The organism is Roseburia intestinalis L1-82, assembly GCF_900537995.1.
In the GTDB taxonomy this organism is placed as follows: Bacteria; Bacillota; Clostridia; order Lachnospirales; family Lachnospiraceae; genus Roseburia; species Roseburia intestinalis.
On sequence record NZ_LR027880.1, the window covers coordinates 1,522,073 to 1,539,531 of the forward strand.

The following is a 17,459-nucleotide window of genomic DNA, read 5'->3' on the forward strand; positions in this document are numbered from 1 at the left end:
GGGAAATGGCATTTTTGAGCAGGAAGAAGGAAGAGGATGCTTTGAAATCAGAACAGATACTTTTGGATGCAACACTGATGCAGAATCTGCAGGATCGGTTTTGCGACGCAAATAACCTGTATTTAAGATGTCTTGACAAAAATCGCACGGAAGTAACGAAGACATATGGTTCAAAGGAAGAACTTGAGTATCTGGGCAGTGTGATCGACATGGACAGACATATCGGACTGTTAGAGAGGCTGTTAAACAGCAGGATCGAAAGTGTGATCGAAGAGGATTGTGGGGCAGACGGGATCCGGATGTGTGGAGTGGCAGTAAAGGTAAGTGGAGAGGTGTCTGCGATCTGGATCGTGACCGGCGTTATGGAAGATGCCGGCTGCGATGTGCCGGATTATATTATGCGGACAACACCGGAACGCTATTATAAGTCGATCGAGTTTTTAGAGACGCTGTCAAAGCAGATGTTTGCCGTCAAATTAGAAGAACTTTTGGCGCAGGAGGCATTTTTAAAGAGCCGGGAGTCGGAAATACAGATGGAGACGGAATTAAAACGCAATGAGGCGATGACGGCAATCGTCCGTATGCTCGAGTCGGAGGAGGGTTTTGATAAGATTGTTCATGATATCTTAAAAGAAGCATGTGAGTATCTTGGAATTTCAGCGGCTGTTTTATTCCGGGAAAATATAGACGGCACGACGGTCAACATGATCAGCGAGTATTGTTCTGCGGGAAGAGAATCACGGATGGAGGCATCACAGAACATTTCAAAAGAAGAACTGCCATTTTTTAATGGAAAACCATATATGATTTCGGCAGATTCAATGATGCCGGAAGCGTTCCGCAGAATGTTTGAAGTACAGAAGATGAAAGCCGGGTTATTCCTTCCAATCGACGTCAGCGGGAAAACGGGAATGTACGTCTGCTTTTGCGAGGATGAAAAAGAGCGCATCTGGGACGGCGGAGAAATCAAGTTTGTCAATGATGTCCGAAGAATCATACAGACGATTCTGGTAAAACGCATTGCAAAAAATTCACTTGCCAGTTCGTATGCATCGTTAGAAGCAATCCTTGAAAATGTGGGATGTGGGATCTATGTGATGGATACACAGGAAAATACGATCCTGTATACAAACCAGCACTTTCGTAAAGCATTTGGGGAAGATGTGCGAAGTGCAGGTATTGAGGAATGTTTAAGACAGGGAGCGCAATCGGAGGACAGCCTGTATTTCAGGGAGGTTTATTCGAAAGAAGAAAACCGCTGGTTTGATCTGCACAGTACAAGGATTAACTGGGTGGATGGAAGAAAGGTCCTTTTGTGTACCATTTATGATGTGACAGACAAAAAGCTGTATCAGCAGAAGATTGAGCGTCAGGCAAACAATGATTTCCTGACCGGATTGTATAACCGGATGCGCTGTGAACAGGATTTAGAGCGTTATATCCGTCAGACGAAGGAGTTTGGCGGTGAGGGAGCGCTGCTTTACATCGATCTGGATGATTTTAAACATATCAATGACGGACTCGGTCATCAGTATGGAGATGTGCTGCTTAAGAATATTTCCGGCAGTCTGCAGAGAATTCCCGGTGTGGAGAATAACTGTTACCGTATGGGTGGTGATGAGTTCATTATCATATTGGCGCATCATCATATGGCGATGCTCCAGCAGATCTTAGATGAGATCAAGGCGCTGTTCACGAAACCGTGGATGCTAAAAGGGACGGATTATTACTGTACGATGAGTATGGGAGTCGTTCGCTTCCCGGCAGACGGGGATACGGTGGAAGAATTGATCAAGAAAGCCGATATTGCACTTTATTCTGCAAAATGTGCAGGAAAGAACCGTATCGAGTTTTATGATGACAACGTGGAGTCCACCTCTTACAAACGGCTTGACCTTGAAAAAAACATGCGCAATGCCACACGAAATGCTTTCAGTGAATTTGAGGTATATTTCCAGCCGATTGTAAATATTACAAAAGAGGGAAATCCATGTGCCGGTGCGGAGGCACTGATCCGCTGGAATTCCGGCGAACTCGGTCTGATCCCGCCGGCAGATTTCATTCCGCTTGCAGAGTATTTAGGCCTGATCAATCCGATCGGAGAATTCGTCCTGCGGGAGGCATGTATCCACTGCAAATACTGGAATGATATGGGACACCCGGAGTATAAGGTGAATGTCAATCTGTCTGTCGTACAGCTTTTACAGAACGATATTGTGGAGCGGATTGCGCATGTGATCGAGGAGACGAGGATCACCCCACAGAATCTGACTCTGGAAGTGACGGAAAGTCTTGCAGTCAACGATATGAGCCGCATGAAACGGATCCTTGCGGATATCAGGCATCTTGGTGTGCGTGTTGCTCTCGATGATTTCGGTACGGGATATTCATCTTTAAACCATATCAGGGAGATGCCGATCGATGTCATAAAAATCGACCGCTGCTTTATCATTGATATCGGAAAAGATGATTTCTCCAATGCATTTGTAAAAATGGTCGGAGAACTTGCAACAGCGATCCATGTGAATGTCTGCGTGGAAGGTGTGGAAACAAAAGAACAGTTAGATGCACTGGTGGGGTCAAAGGTTCAGCTGATCCAGGGGTTTTATTTTGGAAAGCCGATGAAGGCGGAGATGTTTGAAAGACAGTACCTGTAAGGGTACTGTCTTTTAATGTTAAAACAATTAAAACAGTTCCAAAAATTAAAAAAATAAATAAAATTAAAAAAATATCAAAAAACTGTTGACATATTTATTTTTATCTGTTATTATGAATGAGTCGTCGCGAGAGAGTGATTGATACGCGGAAGTGTCGGAATTGGCAGACGAGCAAGACTAAGGATCTTGTGTTCATTGCGAACGTGTGGGTTCAAGTCCCATCTTCCGCATCAAAAGATTTCTTTGAATGACGGTTCGCAGGAGTGGCGGAATTGGCAGACGCGCAGGCTTCAGGTGCCTGTGGTAGCAATATCGTGTGGGTTCAAGTCCCATCTCCTGCATTTTATATGTTGAGATGAGAGAAGCACTGAAGATTCGGTGCTTTTTTTGCTTTATAGGATTCGGGTGCCAAAAATTGAAAGCCACCTTTTGGCACCCGAATCTTTAGTAGGAAATTTCTCATCTGAGAAAATTAAAATCCGTGAAAATAGTATCCAAGCGCGGCAGAAAAAATGCTGCGCTGTTTGCATTTATGAGGAAATCATTTATAATAGATAGCAATGCGGTGCAGAATGCAAAAACAAAGGATAAAAAAATGATTACGTTAAATGATTATCTTTATTCCGGAGATACGGTATTCCGGATTTTAAAAAAATATTCAGAAGATCTAAAACGTGCGGCAGAGGAAAATCAGAGTGAAGTGGATTTGTTACATTATTATTTTCTGCTGCAGATCATGGAGTTGTTAGAGCATAATGATTTCCTGACAGCACAATCACAGAAAATCCGGGAGTTTTATCAGTATATGGCAAAACAGTATCCGTATCTTTCTTTTACATTTAAAGGGCGGATCAAATCGCTGATCCGTGCGGAGGCAAAATTTAACGGCTATATTGTGGCGTATGTGTATGATTATTATCTGAAAAATCACGCATATCCGCCCGTGGACGAATTAAAAGAGCGGCTGACCCGTTTCAGGGATCTGATCGCTTACCGCATTGTGATATCCATGCCCAAATGTCATGTGAGAGATGAAAGGGAAAGAGAACAGGAAGAAATCAGGCATTTATATGAAATTGCAAACAAACTGAAGGTGTTTTTGGAGGAGCGGGGGTTTACAGTGGAACCGGCAGGAGGCGTAAAACTGAGTGATTCCCCGTTACTGAATGAAGATGTGCGGCCATATTACAGAGATTATATCGTGAACGAAGAATCCGATGGATACCGGTCACTGCATATTACCTTTTTTGATAACAGTGCACATTGTTATGTGGAGATGCAGCTTCGGACAAAAACGATGGATGATATCGCGGAGATCGGGCCTGCGAACCATCTGGGATATGAGAAAAAGCAGGAGCGTGAGCGTGCAAGACGTGATGTTATTCCGGTGGGAGAATGCATTTATTTTGATGAGGCATATGAAAGAGGAATGAAACTGCAGCAGCTTGAACTGTCAAAGCTGGATGTGAATATGTTCGCAGCGATTGACAACAGTCTGATCAATGATGGCTGTGGGCTTTATCGTGGCAGACTGATCCTGCCGTACGAGCACTTATCACGTTTTCAGAATGATTAATGAAAAAATAACAAAAATTTGTCAGTAATTTGTAATAAAAAAAGGAAATCGGAAAAGAACGCGGAATATATATATTGTAATTACTGTGTGGCAGGTTATCCAAAGAGGAGGAACAACATGTCGATACGGGAAGATATTGAACGAATGGAATGTGAGACTTTAAGTCCGTATGCTACGCTCAGTATACATTCAAGAGGACGTGATGATCCGGAGGAGCAGTGTGATATAAGACCTGTATTCCAGCGTGACAGAGACCGGATTTTACACTGTAAGGCATTTCGCCGGTTGAAAAATAAAACACAGGTGTTTCTGACACCCAAAGGGGATCATTACAGAACCAGGCTTTCCCATACATTAGAGGTGTCACAGAATGCGCGCACGATCGCAAAGGCACTGCGGCTCAATGAAGATCTTGTTGAGGCGATCGCCTTAGGGCACGATCTGGGGCATACACCGTTTGGGCATGCGGGAGAGTTTGTGTTAAACGGACTTTGTGATGAGAGCTTCCATCACAATGAACAGAGCGTGAGAATTGTGGAGAAGTTAGAAAAAGACGGTAAGGGACTGAACCTGACCTGGGAGGTAAGAGACGGTATCTTAAACCACCAGACAAGGCTGATGCCGCATACCTTAGAGGGAAAGATCGTCCGCCTGTCGGATAAGATCGCCTATATCAACCACGATATTGACGATGCGATCAGGGCACAGATACTGACAGAGGAAAACATCCCATTAGAGCTTCGAAAAACACTGGGATTTTCGACAAGACAGCGTTTAAACACCCTGATACATAACATCATCAGCAACAGCGTTGGAAAAGATGATATCATCATGTCAGAGGAAGTGGAACAGGCGATGATCGAACTGCGCAAATTCATGTTCGATCATGTCTACAAAAATCCTGTGGCAAAAGGGGAAGAGACAAAGGCAAAAGCAATGATCGAGCAGTTGTTCTTCTATTATATGGAACATATCGAGCTTCTCCCTGAGAAATATCTGCGCATGCGTGATGCCGGTGAAACAGACCAGCGTATCATCTGCGATTACATTTCAGGCATGACAGATCAGTACGCGATCACGAAATTCAGTGAATATTTTATGCCGCAGGCATGGCAGGTAGATGGTTATTAGAAAGTAAAAAGTCTGCGGCATGCCGCATGGCATGGCAAGTAGATGGTTATTAATACGAAAGGAGAAAAAGATGCCGTATTATTCTGATGACATCATAGAAGAAGTGCGTTCCAGGAATGACATTGTTGATGTGATTTCCCAATATGTGCGTCTTTCAAAAAAGGGCAGTACCTATTTTGGACTCTGCCCGTTCCATAATGAAAAAACAGGCTCCTTTTCCGTGTCGCCGAACAAGCAGATGTATTACTGCTTCGGATGCGGCGCGGGTGGAAATGTATTTACGTTTCTGATGGAGTATGAAAACTTTACATTCGGCGAGGCGATGGAAGCGTTAGCCGACCGTGCCGGTGTGGAATTGCCGAAACAGGAATACACCAGCGCACAGAGGCAGGAAGCAGACAAACGAGCAAGACTGCTTGAAATTAATAAAGAAGCAGCAAAGTATTTTTACATGCTGCTGCGTGGGGAGAGAGGTGCGCGTGCGCTTTCCTATTTCCGAAAACGGGAACTGTCAGATGAGACCATGCAGAAATTCGGTCTCGGCTATTCCGATCAGTACAGCGATGATCTTTACCGGTATCTTCGGAAAAAAGGATATGAGGATGACATCTTAAAAGAATCCGGTTTGGTCAGCATCGATGAGAGGCGCGGCGGGTACGATAAATTCTGGAACCGGGCGATGTTCCCGATCATGGATGTCCACAACAAAGTCATCGGTTTTGGAGGACGTGTCATGGGGGATGGCGAGCCGAAATATCTGAACTCACCGGAGACAAAGATCTTTGATAAGAGCCGGAATCTCTATGGATTAAATTTTGCAAGGAGCACCAAGAAACCACAGCTTCTTCTGTGTGAGGGTTATATGGATGTGATCGCCCTGCATCAGGCAGGGTTTGACAACGCGGTTGCATCTTTAGGAACGGCGCTCACAAGTGGACATGCCAACCTGTTAAAGCGGTACACAAAGAATGTTTATCTGACCTATGACAGTGATGGTGCAGGTGTGAAGGCGGCACTTCGTGCAATTCCGATTTTAAAAGAAGTAGGAATCACCACGAAGGTCATCAATATGAAGCCTTATAAGGATCCGGATGAGTTTATCAAGGCGCTCGGTGCAGAGGAATACCAGAAACGGATCGATACGGCGGAAAACAGTTTTATGTTTGAGATCCGTATCTTAGAGCAGCAGTATGATATGCATGATCCCGAGAGCAAGACAAAGTTTTACAATGCAGTTGCAGAAAAACTCTGCACGTTCGGAGAAAAATTAGAGCGTGATAATTATATTGCTGCGGTAGCAGATAAGTATATGATCGGTATCGAAGATCTGCGCAGGCTGGTCAACCAGTATGGTGCAAAGATCGGCATGGCGGCAGGCGGAGCACCTCCTGTGCGTGAAAGATCGGAACTCCGGAGAGAACAGGGCAGCGAAAAGAAAAAAGAAAACGGTATGATACAGTCACAGAAGCTGCTTTTGACCTGGCTGATCGAACATACCGGACTGTTCCCTAAGATTGAGAAATATATTTCGCCGGAAGATTTCACAGAAGAAATTTATCACAAAGCGGCGGAAATATTATATGAACAGTATCGGAATACCGGTACTGTCAACCCGGCAAAAATTGTCAGTATGTTTCAAAATGAAGAAGAACAGCGCGAGATCGCAGGTCTTTTTCATGCCACGATCCGCGGCGTAGAGACAGAAGGAGACAAAGAAAATGGTGGGTATTCCAAAGAAACGTTTGAAAAAGCATTAAAAGAAACTATTGTCCGGGTAAAACAAAACAGCATTGAGTATCACCTGAAGAACATGGCACCGACCGATATGGCGGCGCTGCAACGGTCAGTGGCGGATAAGAAGGCACTTGAAGAATTAGAGAAAGTGCATATTTCCATTGATTAAGGACAAAATAGTAGAAAACCTGAGAGGATGAAACAAAATGGCAACAAAAAAGAAAGAAAACAACGAAAATACGAAGGTTTCCGGAAAAAAAGCGGAGGCATCTGCAGTAAATAATGCGGAAGCAGAAGCAGCAAGAGAAAAATTTCAGGAAAAATTAAAAGAGCTGTTAAGTCTCGCAAAAAAGAAAAAAAATATGTTAGAGTATCAGGAAATCAGTGATTTCTTTGCAGATATGCAGCTTGACTCTGATAAATTTGAGAAAATTCTTGATTTCCTTGAGGCAAATAATATCGATGTTTTAAGAATCACAGATGATGATGCGGATGATGACATTCTGCTTGAAGTGGATGATGATGACGAGATCGAGGTGGAGAAGATCGACCTTTCTGTTCCGGACGGTGTATCCATTGAAGATCCGGTGCGTATGTACTTAAAGGAGATCGGTAAAGTGCCGCTGCTTTCTGCAGAGGAGGAGATCGAGCTTGCGAAGCGTATGGAACTTGGTGATCAGGAGGCAAAAAAACGTCTTGCAGAGGCAAACTTACGTCTGGTAGTCAGCATTGCAAAACGTTATGTGGGACGTGGTATGTTATTCCTTGACCTGATCCAGGAGGGAAATCTTGGTCTGATCAAGGCAGTTGAGAAGTTTGATTACCGCAAGGGATATAAATTCTCAACTTATGCGACATGGTGGATCCGTCAGGCAATCACAAGAGCGATTGCTGATCAGGCGCGTACGATCCGTATCCCGGTACACATGGTTGAGACAATCAACAAACTGATCCGTGTGAGCAGACAGTTACTGCAGGAGTTAGGACGTGAACCGACCCCGGAGGAGATCGCAGCAGAGATGAACATGCCGGTGGAACGTGTGCGTGAGATTTTAAAGATTTCACAGGAACCGGTTTCCTTAGAGACACCGATTGGTGAGGAGGAGGACAGCCATCTTGGAGATTTTATCCAGGATGATAATGTACCTGTTCCGGCAGATGCCGCTGCATTTACGTTATTAAAAGAACAGTTAGAAGAGGTTCTTGGCACACTGACAGAGCGTGAGCAGAAGGTACTTACACTTCGTTTTGGCCTTGAAGATGGACGCGCAAGAACACTCGAAGAAGTTGGAAGAGAATTTAATGTCACCCGTGAACGTATTCGTCAGATTGAGGCGAAGGCACTGCGTAAGCTGCGTCATCCAAGCAGAAGCCGCAAGTTAAAGGATTATCTGGAGTAAGATGGTAAAGATATCAGACAGATTAAAAACGGCGGCTTCGTTGATTCGGGAAGGTGCGGTGCTTGCAGACGTGGGGACAGATCATGGTTATGTTCCAATCTACCTGTTAGAGCAAAAGAAGATCAAGAGCGCGATCGCAATGGATATCAATAAGGGACCACTGGAACGCGCAAGGGAACATATTCATTTATATGGTATGGATGCATACATACAGACCAGGCTTTCGGATGGAGTCGCAGCACTGGAAAAGGGCGAGGCGGACTCCATACTGATTGCCGGTATGGGTGGCGGGCTTGTGATGCATATCTTAGAAGAAGGAAAAGATATCTGTCAGGCGGCGGGAGAACTGATCCTGCAGCCCCAATCGGAACTGTGCAGTGTCAGGGAGTATCTTGCCGAAAATGGATATGTGACGGAAGCAGAGCGCATGGTATTTGAGGATGGCAAATATTATCCGATGATGCGTGTACACTATCAGGCAGAGAAAAACGAAGATGCAGATAAAACAATAAAAGATATGGAAAACAGTAAAGAGCAGAAAAAAAGCAGATATAAGGTCGAATGTTTATACGGCAGATATCTGCTTATGGAAAAAAATCCGGTACTGCATCAATATCTGGTGAAAGAACGCCAGGTGTTTGAAAACATTCTGGACAATCTTTTTAAACAGCCTGAATCAGAAAAAATAGCCGTGCGCATGGAAGAGGTAAAAGAAGCGCTTGGTTATAATGAAGCTGCGCTTGCATATTATAGAACGTGAGCTGTCATTGATGGAAACGAGGCTGCGTAGAAAAGCCGGTTTCTGTCAGAAGGGGCGGACAGGAAAAATGACAGCAGGCGAAGAGAATGGAGACCTTGTATATGGGAGAAGAACAGATCGTTGTAAAAATCGGGGAGAAAGAAAAAACATATCCGGCAGGAGTCAGTTTCTTAAGTATAGCACAGGAATATCAGGATCAGTATGAGGATGATATCGTGCTTGCACTGTATAATAACAGACTGCGCGAATTAAAAAAGACCGTAAAAAAAGACGGCGAATTGTCTTTTCTTACAACGTCTGATAAGACCGGAAAGCGTGCATACCGCAGAAGTGTTACGCTGCTGATGCAAAAAGCAGTTTACAATCTGTGGGGCAGAGAGCATATTGGCGTTTATGTCAGATATGCCATCGGTCAGGGATATTACTGTGAACTGATGAAAGACGGGGAAAGCTGTAAGATCACGGAGACAATGATCGGGGCATTGAAAAAAGAAATGTACCGTCTTGTGATGGCGGACCTGCCAATCGAAAAATACAGTATGAATACGGATGAGGCAGTAGCTTTGTTCCATGAACTTGGAATGAAAGATAAAGAAAAACTGTTTCGTTACCGCCGCAGTTCCAGGGTAAATATTTACGAACTGGATCATTATAAGGATTATTTTTACGGGTTTATGGTACCGTCGACCGGATATTTGAGATATTACGATGTGACAGCATATCAGGATGGTTTTGTACTTTTATTTCCGGGAAAAGAGGCGAAAAAAGTTTCTGAATTTGTGCCGTCGGATAAATTATTTTTCACGTTAAAACGTTCAAGAGACTGGGGAAAACTGCAGCAGATTGATACGATCGGTGCACTCAATGATGCCATTGCAGCGGGAAAAACGCAGGAGATGATCTTGACACAGGAAGCATTGTTTGAAGAGCGTATCGGTGCACTTGCGGAAATGATCGTTAAGGAAGAGGGAAAGAAATTTATCATGATCGCGGGACCTTCTTCATCCGGAAAAACGACTTTTTCACACCGCCTGTCCATACAGCTTGCAGCAAAGGGATTAAAACCGCATCCGTTTCCGCTTGATGACTATTATGTGGATCGTGATAAATGTCCGCGTGATGAAAATGGTGAACTTGATTTTGAATGCCTGGAATCACTGGATGTAGAGCTTTTCAACCATGACATGAATGAACTTCTGGCAGGAAAAGCAGTCAATCTGCCGATCTTTAATTTTAAGACCGGAAAAAGAGAATACAAAGATAAGATCATGCAGTTAGGAAAAGATGATGTGTTAGTCATTGAGGGGATCCATGGACTGAATGATAAATTGTCCTATTCCCTTCCGGTGGAGAGCAAATTTAAGATCTATATCAGCGCACTAACACAGCTAAATATCGACGAGCACAACTATCTGCCGACCACGGATGGAAGGATGATCCGCCGTATTGTGCGCGATGCAAGAACAAGAGGTACCTCAGCGAAAGAAACGATCGCTATGTGGGATTCCGTGCGCCGCGGTGAGGAGAAGAATATTTTCCCATTTCAGGAGGGAGCGGATGTGATGTTTAATTCCGCATTGATCTATGAACTGGCAGTATTAAAGATATATGCCGAACCGCTGCTTTTTGCGATCGATAAGGACTGTCCGGAGTACCTTGAGGCAAAGCGTCTCTTAAAGTTCCTGGATTATTTCCTTCCGATGTCTCCGGATGGAATCGGGCAGAATTCCATTATCCGTGAATTTATCGGCGGTTCGTGTTTTAATGTGTAAAACATGGAAAAAACCTTGTCTCGGCAGGTCTAAGAGAAAATAAGAAAATCAGGCTTGCACAAATAAGAAAAAAAGTGTATAGTTAATCGGGTGTCATGCTGGCAGAATGTGCCGGAAGACAAATGATGGATTTAAGTAGGACAAATGATCGCGGCCCGTTTATCGGGGTGAGGAAAGTCCGGGCTTCACAGGGCAGGATGCCGGATAACGTCCGGTAGAGGCGACTCTAAGGATAGTGCAACAGAAATATACCGCCCGGTATATGCCGGGTAAGGGTGGAAGGGCAGTGTAAGAGACTACCGCCTCTCTGGTAACAGAGGGGGCATATGTAAACCCCATCCGAAGCAAGACCGAACAAAAGCGTTGACGTGGCCCGCCAGCTTTAGGTAGGTTGCTTGAGGCGGCTGGTAACAGTCGTCCTAGATAGATGATCATTCCGACTGTGGCTTGCTGCAGTTTAGACATAACCCGGCTTATCGTCCTGCTTAAATCAGATATCAATAGATAAGAAGATATCCATATGTGGAAATATAACCAAAATCTAAAATGTTTCTTAAAAGACAATAGGAATGTTGACGTTTGTGAGTATTGGGTTTACCATAGCGTCATGGACAAAAAACGGTGCCAGAAAGGTGCCGTTTTTCCGTACATAAATAAAAATGCGATTGACGGGATACATGCAGTTATATAAGGCTGCATGTGATTACACGCGGTTGTATCTGGGTAGAAAGGGATGTCATAGATGAAAGAAAAATTACGACAGTTTATGATCGGCAGATATGGAGTGGACGATCTTTCACGGGCACAGATTATCGTGTCGATGGTTCTGTTACTTGTATCCACATTTTTATCTGCATTTTTCCGGGTAAATATTTTATACTGGCTTGGCCTCGCATTGTTAATTTATTCCTATTTCAGAATACTCTCACGGAATGTGTCAAAGCGTTACGAAGAGAACCAGAGATATTTAAATGCGAAATACCGGGCAGTGGTAAAGAAAAACAATCTGAAAAAACGCTGGGCACAGCGCAGTACTTACCGTTTCTTTAAATGTCCGCAGTGTAAGCAGACAGTCAGGGTGCCGAAGGGAAGAGGAAAGATCTGCATTACCTGTCCAAAATGTAAAACAGAATTTATTAAAAAAAGCTGACAAAGGAGAAAGGCCTTGTGTTTGGTTATATCAATATCAATCAAAAAGAGCTGACGGAAGAAGGCAAAAAAGCATATCAGGCATATTACTGTGGGCTTTGCAGACAACTGAAATCAAATTGTGGAACCAAGGGACAGATGCTGCTTGCATATGATATGACGTTTCTGATTGTTCTGCTGACCGGTTTGTATGAACTTCCGAATGAAAAAACAAAGTTTACATGTGCGCTGCATCCGACGCAGAAGCGTATTGCATGGATCAATGACGCCACAAAATATGCGGCGGATATGAATCTGATCTTAGCGTACCACAATCTGATTGACGACTGGAATGATGACAGGTCGTATACCAAGAAGGCATTTGCAAAAATGCTGGATAAGGATTATACTCGTATCATGTCAAAATATCCGAGACAGGTAGGTGCCATTGAGGAATATATGAAAAAGACTGGGGATGTTGAGAAACACCAGGAGACAAATCTTGATCTCGTTGCCGGTCTGACCGGAGAGATGGTTGCGGAGGTGTTTTGCTGGAAGGAAGACGAATGGGCAGAGGAACTCCGCACGATGGGATTTTACATGGGAAAGTTTATCTACCTGATGGATGCGTACGAGGATTATGACAGGGATAAGAAGAAAAACTGCTATAATCCGCTCACATTTGTTCAGGAAGAACAGGCGCAGGATCTTGATACCTGGTGCCGGCTGCTTTTGACAAGTATGATGTCAGAGTGTGCGAAATCGTTTGAGCGTCTGCCGATTCTTTTGCATGCGGATATTCTGCGCAATATCCTGTATTCGGGTGTGTGGTCGAAATATGAATATCTGCAGATCAAAAAACGCAGGATTGAGGAAAAAGCAAAGAAAAAAGAGCATAAACAATGAGGTTTGATTTATGATGGATCCATATCAGGTACTTGGTGTGTCACGAAGTGCCTCCGATGAAGAAATAAAAAAAGCATATCGTTCCCTAAGCCGCAAGTATCATCCGGATGCCAATGTCAATAATCCGAACAAGGCACAGGCGGAGGAAAAGTTCAAAGAAGTACAGCAGGCGTATGACCAGATTATGAAAGAAAAGCAGCAGGGAAGCGGCTATGGATATAATTCAGGAAACAGTTACGGATATGGGGGCGGACAGAGTTACCATTATAATCAGAGTACTGAAAATCCGAAGCTGCAGGCTGCTGCAAATTACATAGCAAACCGCTGTTATGCAGAGGCACTTAATGTTTTAAACGGAATTCCTTTCTCTGAGAGAAGTGCACGCTGGTATTATTACAGTGCCATGGCAAATCAGGGGGCAGGAAATAATATCATCGCAAAAGAGCATGCCGCGCGTGCAGTGGAGATGGAACCAAGCAATTTTGAATACCGGCAGTTCCTGCAGCATTTAGAGTATGGCGGAACATGGTATACGAATATGGGAAGCAGCTATGACAGACCTTATTCGAGTGCGGGTAACTGGTGTCTTAGCATGCTGTTTTTAAATATGCTCTGTAACTGCTGTTGTTTAAGGCCGTTTTAGAAGCGGGATAAAGTCTTGCCACGGAAAAACATAAAATACTGCCGGATTGATGGATCCGGCAGTATTTTTTATTCCAGTATTTTATTGTTAACGGCGGTTTGGATTTGTATATTTCTCCTCACAGTATTTGCAGCGGTATATTTCTTTTTCAGGGTCAGTCAGAATGAAAATCTGATCTAGTTCCTGTTCGATTGAAGTGATGCAGCGTGGATTTTTACATTTGATCACGTTTTTGACCTGCTTTGGAAGACGAAGTTCTTTTTTGGAGACGATCTTGTCATTCTGGATCACATTGACGGTAATATTATGGTCAATAAAGCCTAAAATATCAAAGTCGAGTGCATCGATCGGACATTCTACCTTTAAGATGTCTTTTTTTCCCATTTTGCTGCTCTTGGCATTTTTGATGATCGCAACCGGGCAGTCGAGCTGGTCTAATTTCAAATCATGATAAATCTGCAGGCTCATGCCTGCCTGAATATGATCAAGGACAAATCCCTCATGGATTCCACTGATATTTAACATTGTTCTCCTCCTTATTCAACCTTAATTTCAAGCAGCGTTAAGATCAGCGCCATGCGCACATAGACAGCATACTGTGCCTGTTTGAAATAAACAGCTCTCGGATCGTCATCTACTTCTACGGAAATTTCGTTGACACGTGGCAGCGGATGTAATACGATCATGTCTTCTGGAGCAAGCTCCATTTTTGCTTTGGTTAAGATATAGAAATCTTTTAAGCGGACGTAATCCTCCTCATTGAAGAAACGTTCCTTCTGGACTCTGGTCATGTAGAGGACATCAAGCTGTGGGATGGCATCCTCTAAACGCTCAACCTCGGTAAAAGGAATATTATTTGCACGCAGGACATCTTCGCGGATATAGCTTGGAATACGCAGTTCTTCCGGTGAGATCAGTACAAATTTAATGCCAGGATAACGGATCAGGGCGCTGATCAGAGAATGGACGGTACGGCCAAATTTTAAATCACCGCAGAGTCCGATCGTCATATTGTCAAGACGTCCTTTTAAGGAACGGATGGTAAGTAAATCGGCTAATGTCTGGGTTGGATGCTGATGACCGCCGTCACCGGCATTGATAACTGGAATTCTTGATTTCTGGGAAGCTACGAGAGGTGCACCTTCTTTTGGATGACGCATTGCGCAGATGTCTGCGTAACAGGAGATAACTCGGATTGTATCGGAAACACTTTCGCCTTTGGATGCGGAACTGGAATCAGCACTGGCGAAACCTAAAACAGAACCGCCAAGATTTAACATGGCAGCTTCAAAACTTAACCGGGTTCGTGTACTTGGTTCATAAAAACAGGTGGCTAATTTTTTGCCTTCACATGCGTGTGCATATTTGTTCGGGTACTTCTCGATATCATTGGCAAGGTCTAAAAGCCTGTCTAATTCATCGACGGAGAAGTCCAATGGGCTCATTAAATGACGCATATAAATCCTCCTTATGTGATGCTGACTTTTTTCAGCATTTTTTCTATCATATAATAATCACCATCTGATTTCAAGAAGAAAAAAATTTACGTTATATTGATAAAATATGCGTCCGTTTTCAGATATTTTCAGACAGGGAAGGTTATATATCAGTAATTGAAAATAAAAATTTCAGGGGGATTCCGAGGTGTTACACCGGATGAGAATGCGCTCAAATAAAAGTCCGGCAGCCATCCACAAGGGAGCATAATCGAGTCGTATGACCCCGTCTATGTTTGTTTTGGCATGACTGTAATCCCAGGGGCACATGCCGTGGCGTTTTAAAAATGTGCCGCTGATGTATTCAAAAGAAAAAATGCCAACGGAATAGATACAGCCGCGAAGAAGTGCCGGAAGATTTTTGATACTGTGGTACAACGGTGCAATTACGGCAGCAGTCCCGTAGATGGGAAACATCCATACGGATGTCCGCCCAATCAGACGTTTATCCTGTTTCAAAAAAGAGCCTGTGGAGGTAAAAAGAATCTCCATGCACCAGCCGGTCAGTCCGCAGACAAAGAAGTTTTTTGTAATCATATTTGCATGTCCCTTTTATATAAAATCATGGTATCAGTATGTCACACGGAATTTAAAAATATGTAACATTTTTCTAAAATAAAAGCGGAAAACTTGTAAAAACAGGCGTTCTGTCATATAATAAAAAAAGTGTATTCTTGAGGAAAGAGAATGCGGTTAGATCAATTACTCAAACATTTTTCATACGAAAGCGTGCAGGGGAGCCACGACCTTATCATTACGGATATCTGTTATCATTCCGGAAAAGTAAAGCGGGGGTCCCTGTTTGTCTGTATAAAGGGGCAGTACACGGATGGACATGATTATATTATGGATGCGGTAAAAGCGGGGGCATTTGCAGTGGTGGTGGATGAAAGCTGTATGGTAAATGTCCGCTGGGAATGTTTCATTTACACAGAACATGGAAAAGTGCGCGTGCATGAACTCGTGCGCAATTACGGTATGGCTGTGATAGGTGTGAAGGATACCAGGCAGGCTCTTGCGCAGATTTCGGCTGCATTTTACGATTACCCGGCAAAAAAGCTTAAGATCATCGGGATCACCGGAACAAAAGGAAAGACGACGACGGCGTTTCTTACGGCAGGAATTTTAAAAGAAGCGGGATACAAGACCGGCATGGTAGGTACGATATGGACATATAACGGGAAAGATGTAAAAAAGGCCGGACATACGACACCGGAATCTAGCGACCTGCAAAGAGAATTAGCGCAGATGGTAAGCAACGGATGTGTGTGCTGTGTGATGGAGGTATCCTCACAGGGAATCAAGATGCAGCGTGTGGAAGGGATTTTTTTTGATATCGGGGTGTTTTTAAACATTGAACCGGATCATATCGGACCGGGAGAACACGCATCATTTGCAGAGTATCTGTACTGTAAAAGCCGGCTGCTTCGGCAGTGTCAGGCAGGAATTGTCAACCGTGATGACCGGAATACGGAAAAAATACTGTTTGGTCATACCTGTGACATAGAAACTTTTTCCGTGCTGGGAGAAAACGGTGTGGATGCCCCGGGACAAAAGGCGGATATCGTGGCAGAAAGGATCACTTTTTCCATGAAAGAAGGAAGGTTATACAGCCACTTTTTTACGGATGGAAAAGAAGAATTCCTATTGCAGATGCCCGGAATTTTTAATGTTTCCAATGCGTTAGCTGCGATCCTTGTGGCACGTCATTTTAAAATAGCACAGGATGTGGTAAAGGATGCACTGCAAAGACAGACTGTGCCGGGGCGGTGTGAAAACGTCAGGATATCAGATAAATTTGTATTTCTGGTCGATTATGCACACAATGAGATGAGCCTGCGCAATCTGCTTGGAACATTGCGGGGCTTTGATCCGGGGCGGCTTGTTGTGATCTTTGGCTGTGGGGGCAACCGCTCAAAATTAAGGAGAGGCAGGATGGGTGAGACAGCGGGAAGACTCGCGGATTTTACGATCCTGACATCCGATAATCCAAGGTGGGAAGATCCGGAACTGATCTTAGATGACATTGAGAGCGGGATAAAGGGTACGAGCGGGGCATACATACGCATTGCTGACCGGAGAGCAGCGGTGGCATATGCATTCGATCATGCCAGGGAGGGCGATATTATCGTCCTCGCAGGAAAAGGGCATGAGGACTATCAGGAGATCGGTGGTGTCCGTTATCCGATGGAGGACAAAGAACTGGTAAAGAAAGCAGCAGAAGGACGTGGCAGATAGAAAGAAAGGCATGGAAAT

14 protein-coding genes, 2 tRNA genes and 1 other RNA gene are annotated in these 17,459 nt (G+C 44.0%); 14 read left to right on the plus strand and 3 right to left on the minus strand.

The window, feature by feature from the left end:
• Positions 1 to 5: 5 nt before the first annotated feature.
• The 13 genes from RIL182_RS07035 to RIL182_RS07095 all read left to right on the plus strand — a co-directional run bounded on the left by RIL182_RS07035 (position 6) and on the right by RIL182_RS07095 (position 13,707).
• On the plus strand, positions 6 to 2,657 hold the full coding sequence (locus RIL182_RS07035; protein WP_006859168.1) for a putative bifunctional diguanylate cyclase/phosphodiesterase: 2,652 nt from the start codon (positions 6 to 8) through the stop codon (positions 2,655 to 2,657).
• Between the two features lie 145 nt (positions 2,658 to 2,802).
• Positions 2,803 to 2,887 (plus strand) — tRNA-Leu (locus tag RIL182_RS07040).
• A gap of 27 nt (positions 2,888 to 2,914) precedes the next feature.
• Positions 2,915 to 2,998 (plus strand) — tRNA-Leu (locus RIL182_RS07045).
• Between the two features lie 254 nt (positions 2,999 to 3,252).
• Entirely contained in the window at positions 3,253 to 4,233 is a 981-nt protein-coding gene (locus RIL182_RS07050) for a nucleotidyltransferase family protein (RefSeq protein WP_044999551.1), read from the plus strand.
• Between the two features lie 117 nt (positions 4,234 to 4,350).
• Positions 4,351 to 5,364, plus strand: a complete 1,014-nt coding sequence (locus RIL182_RS07055) for a deoxyguanosinetriphosphate triphosphohydrolase (RefSeq protein ID WP_006859166.1) — start codon at positions 4,351 to 4,353, stop codon at positions 5,362 to 5,364.
• 70 nt (positions 5,365 to 5,434) lie between these two features.
• Positions 5,435 to 7,267 (plus strand): DNA primase, encoded by a 1,833-nt coding sequence (gene dnaG, locus RIL182_RS07060; protein ID WP_015522285.1) that lies wholly within the window; start codon positions 5,435 to 5,437, stop codon positions 7,265 to 7,267.
• Positions 7,268 to 7,304: 37 nt separating this feature from the next.
• On the plus strand, positions 7,305 to 8,498 hold the full coding sequence (rpoD, locus tag RIL182_RS07065; protein WP_006859165.1) for an RNA polymerase sigma factor RpoD: 1,194 nt from the start codon (positions 7,305 to 7,307) through the stop codon (positions 8,496 to 8,498).
• A 1-nt stretch (position 8,499) separates the two neighbouring features.
• Entirely contained in the window at positions 8,500 to 9,258 is a 759-nt protein-coding gene (locus RIL182_RS07070; protein ID WP_006859164.1) for a tRNA (adenine(22)-N(1))-methyltransferase, read from the plus strand.
• 101 nt (positions 9,259 to 9,359) lie between these two features.
• Positions 9,360 to 11,030 (plus strand): nucleoside kinase, encoded by a 1,671-nt coding sequence (locus tag RIL182_RS07075; RefSeq protein WP_022111760.1) that lies wholly within the window; start codon positions 9,360 to 9,362, stop codon positions 11,028 to 11,030.
• Positions 11,031 to 11,162: 132 nt separating this feature from the next.
• Positions 11,163 to 11,522: RNase P RNA component class A (rnpB, locus tag RIL182_RS07080), an RNA gene on the plus strand.
• Between the two features lie 250 nt (positions 11,523 to 11,772).
• Positions 11,773 to 12,180 carry a hypothetical protein gene (locus RIL182_RS07085; protein WP_006859162.1) on the plus strand — a complete coding sequence of 136 codons (408 nt, stop codon included), beginning with the start codon at positions 11,773 to 11,775 and terminating at the stop codon, positions 12,178 to 12,180.
• Between the two features lie 17 nt (positions 12,181 to 12,197).
• Entirely contained in the window at positions 12,198 to 13,064 is an 867-nt protein-coding gene (locus RIL182_RS07090) for a DUF5685 family protein (protein WP_006859161.1), read from the plus strand.
• A 10-nt stretch (positions 13,065 to 13,074) separates the two neighbouring features.
• Complete coding sequence (locus tag RIL182_RS07095) at positions 13,075 to 13,707, plus strand: DnaJ domain-containing protein (RefSeq protein WP_015560827.1); 633 nt, start codon at positions 13,075 to 13,077, stop codon at positions 13,705 to 13,707.
• An 87-nt stretch (positions 13,708 to 13,794) separates the two neighbouring features.
• Here RIL182_RS07095 and RIL182_RS07100 read toward each other — a convergent pair whose 3' ends face one another.
• The 3 genes from RIL182_RS07100 to RIL182_RS07110 all read right to left on the minus strand — a co-directional run bounded on the left by RIL182_RS07100 (position 13,795) and on the right by RIL182_RS07110 (position 15,740).
• Positions 13,795 to 14,232, minus strand: a complete 438-nt coding sequence (locus RIL182_RS07100) for an aspartate carbamoyltransferase regulatory subunit (protein ID WP_006859159.1) — start codon at positions 14,230 to 14,232, stop codon at positions 13,795 to 13,797.
• An 11-nt stretch (positions 14,233 to 14,243) separates the two neighbouring features.
• Positions 14,244 to 15,164: an aspartate carbamoyltransferase gene (pyrB, locus tag RIL182_RS07105; protein ID WP_044999547.1), complete on the minus strand. Its 921-nt coding sequence runs from the start codon at positions 15,162 to 15,164 to the stop codon at positions 14,244 to 14,246.
• A 171-nt stretch (positions 15,165 to 15,335) separates the two neighbouring features.
• Positions 15,336 to 15,740, minus strand: a complete 405-nt coding sequence (locus tag RIL182_RS07110; protein WP_006859158.1) for a putative ABC transporter permease — start codon at positions 15,738 to 15,740, stop codon at positions 15,336 to 15,338.
• Between the two features lie 150 nt (positions 15,741 to 15,890).
• On the opposite strand from RIL182_RS07110, the gene RIL182_RS07115 reads away from it, so the two are divergent.
• Entirely contained in the window at positions 15,891 to 17,441 is a 1,551-nt protein-coding gene (locus RIL182_RS07115) for a UDP-N-acetylmuramoyl-L-alanyl-D-glutamate--2,6-diaminopimelate ligase (RefSeq protein ID WP_015522291.1), read from the plus strand.
• Positions 17,442 to 17,459: the final 18 nt, after the last annotated feature.

Coding starts and splice junctions, on each gene's coding strand:
- rpoD (WP_006859165.1), top strand. CDS start 7,305: ATGGCAACAAAAAAGAAAGAAAACAACGAAAATACGAAGGTTTCCGGA.
- RIL182_RS07075 (WP_022111760.1), top strand. CDS start 9,360: ATGGGAGAAGAACAGATCGTTGTAAAAATCGGGGAGAAAGAAAAAACA.
- pyrB (WP_044999547.1), bottom strand. CDS start 15,164: ATGCGTCATTTAATGAGCCCATTGGACTTCTCCGTCGATGAATTAGAC.
- RIL182_RS07110 (WP_006859158.1), bottom strand. CDS start 15,740: ATGATTACAAAAAACTTCTTTGTCTGCGGACTGACCGGCTGGTGCATG.
- RIL182_RS07100 (WP_006859159.1), bottom strand. CDS start 14,232: ATGTTAAATATCAGTGGAATCCATGAGGGATTTGTCCTTGATCATATT.
- RIL182_RS07085 (WP_006859162.1), top strand. CDS start 11,773: ATGAAAGAAAAATTACGACAGTTTATGATCGGCAGATATGGAGTGGAC.
- RIL182_RS07070 (WP_006859164.1), top strand. CDS start 8,500: ATGGTAAAGATATCAGACAGATTAAAAACGGCGGCTTCGTTGATTCGG.
- RIL182_RS07095 (WP_015560827.1), top strand. CDS start 13,075: ATGATGGATCCATATCAGGTACTTGGTGTGTCACGAAGTGCCTCCGAT.
- RIL182_RS07055 (WP_006859166.1), top strand. CDS start 4,351: ATGTCGATACGGGAAGATATTGAACGAATGGAATGTGAGACTTTAAGT.
- dnaG (WP_015522285.1), top strand. CDS start 5,435: ATGCCGTATTATTCTGATGACATCATAGAAGAAGTGCGTTCCAGGAAT.
- RIL182_RS07050 (WP_044999551.1), top strand. CDS start 3,253: ATGATTACGTTAAATGATTATCTTTATTCCGGAGATACGGTATTCCGG.
- RIL182_RS07115 (WP_015522291.1), top strand. CDS start 15,891: ATGCGGTTAGATCAATTACTCAAACATTTTTCATACGAAAGCGTGCAG.
- RIL182_RS07035 (WP_006859168.1), top strand. CDS start 6: ATGGCATTTTTGAGCAGGAAGAAGGAAGAGGATGCTTTGAAATCAGAA.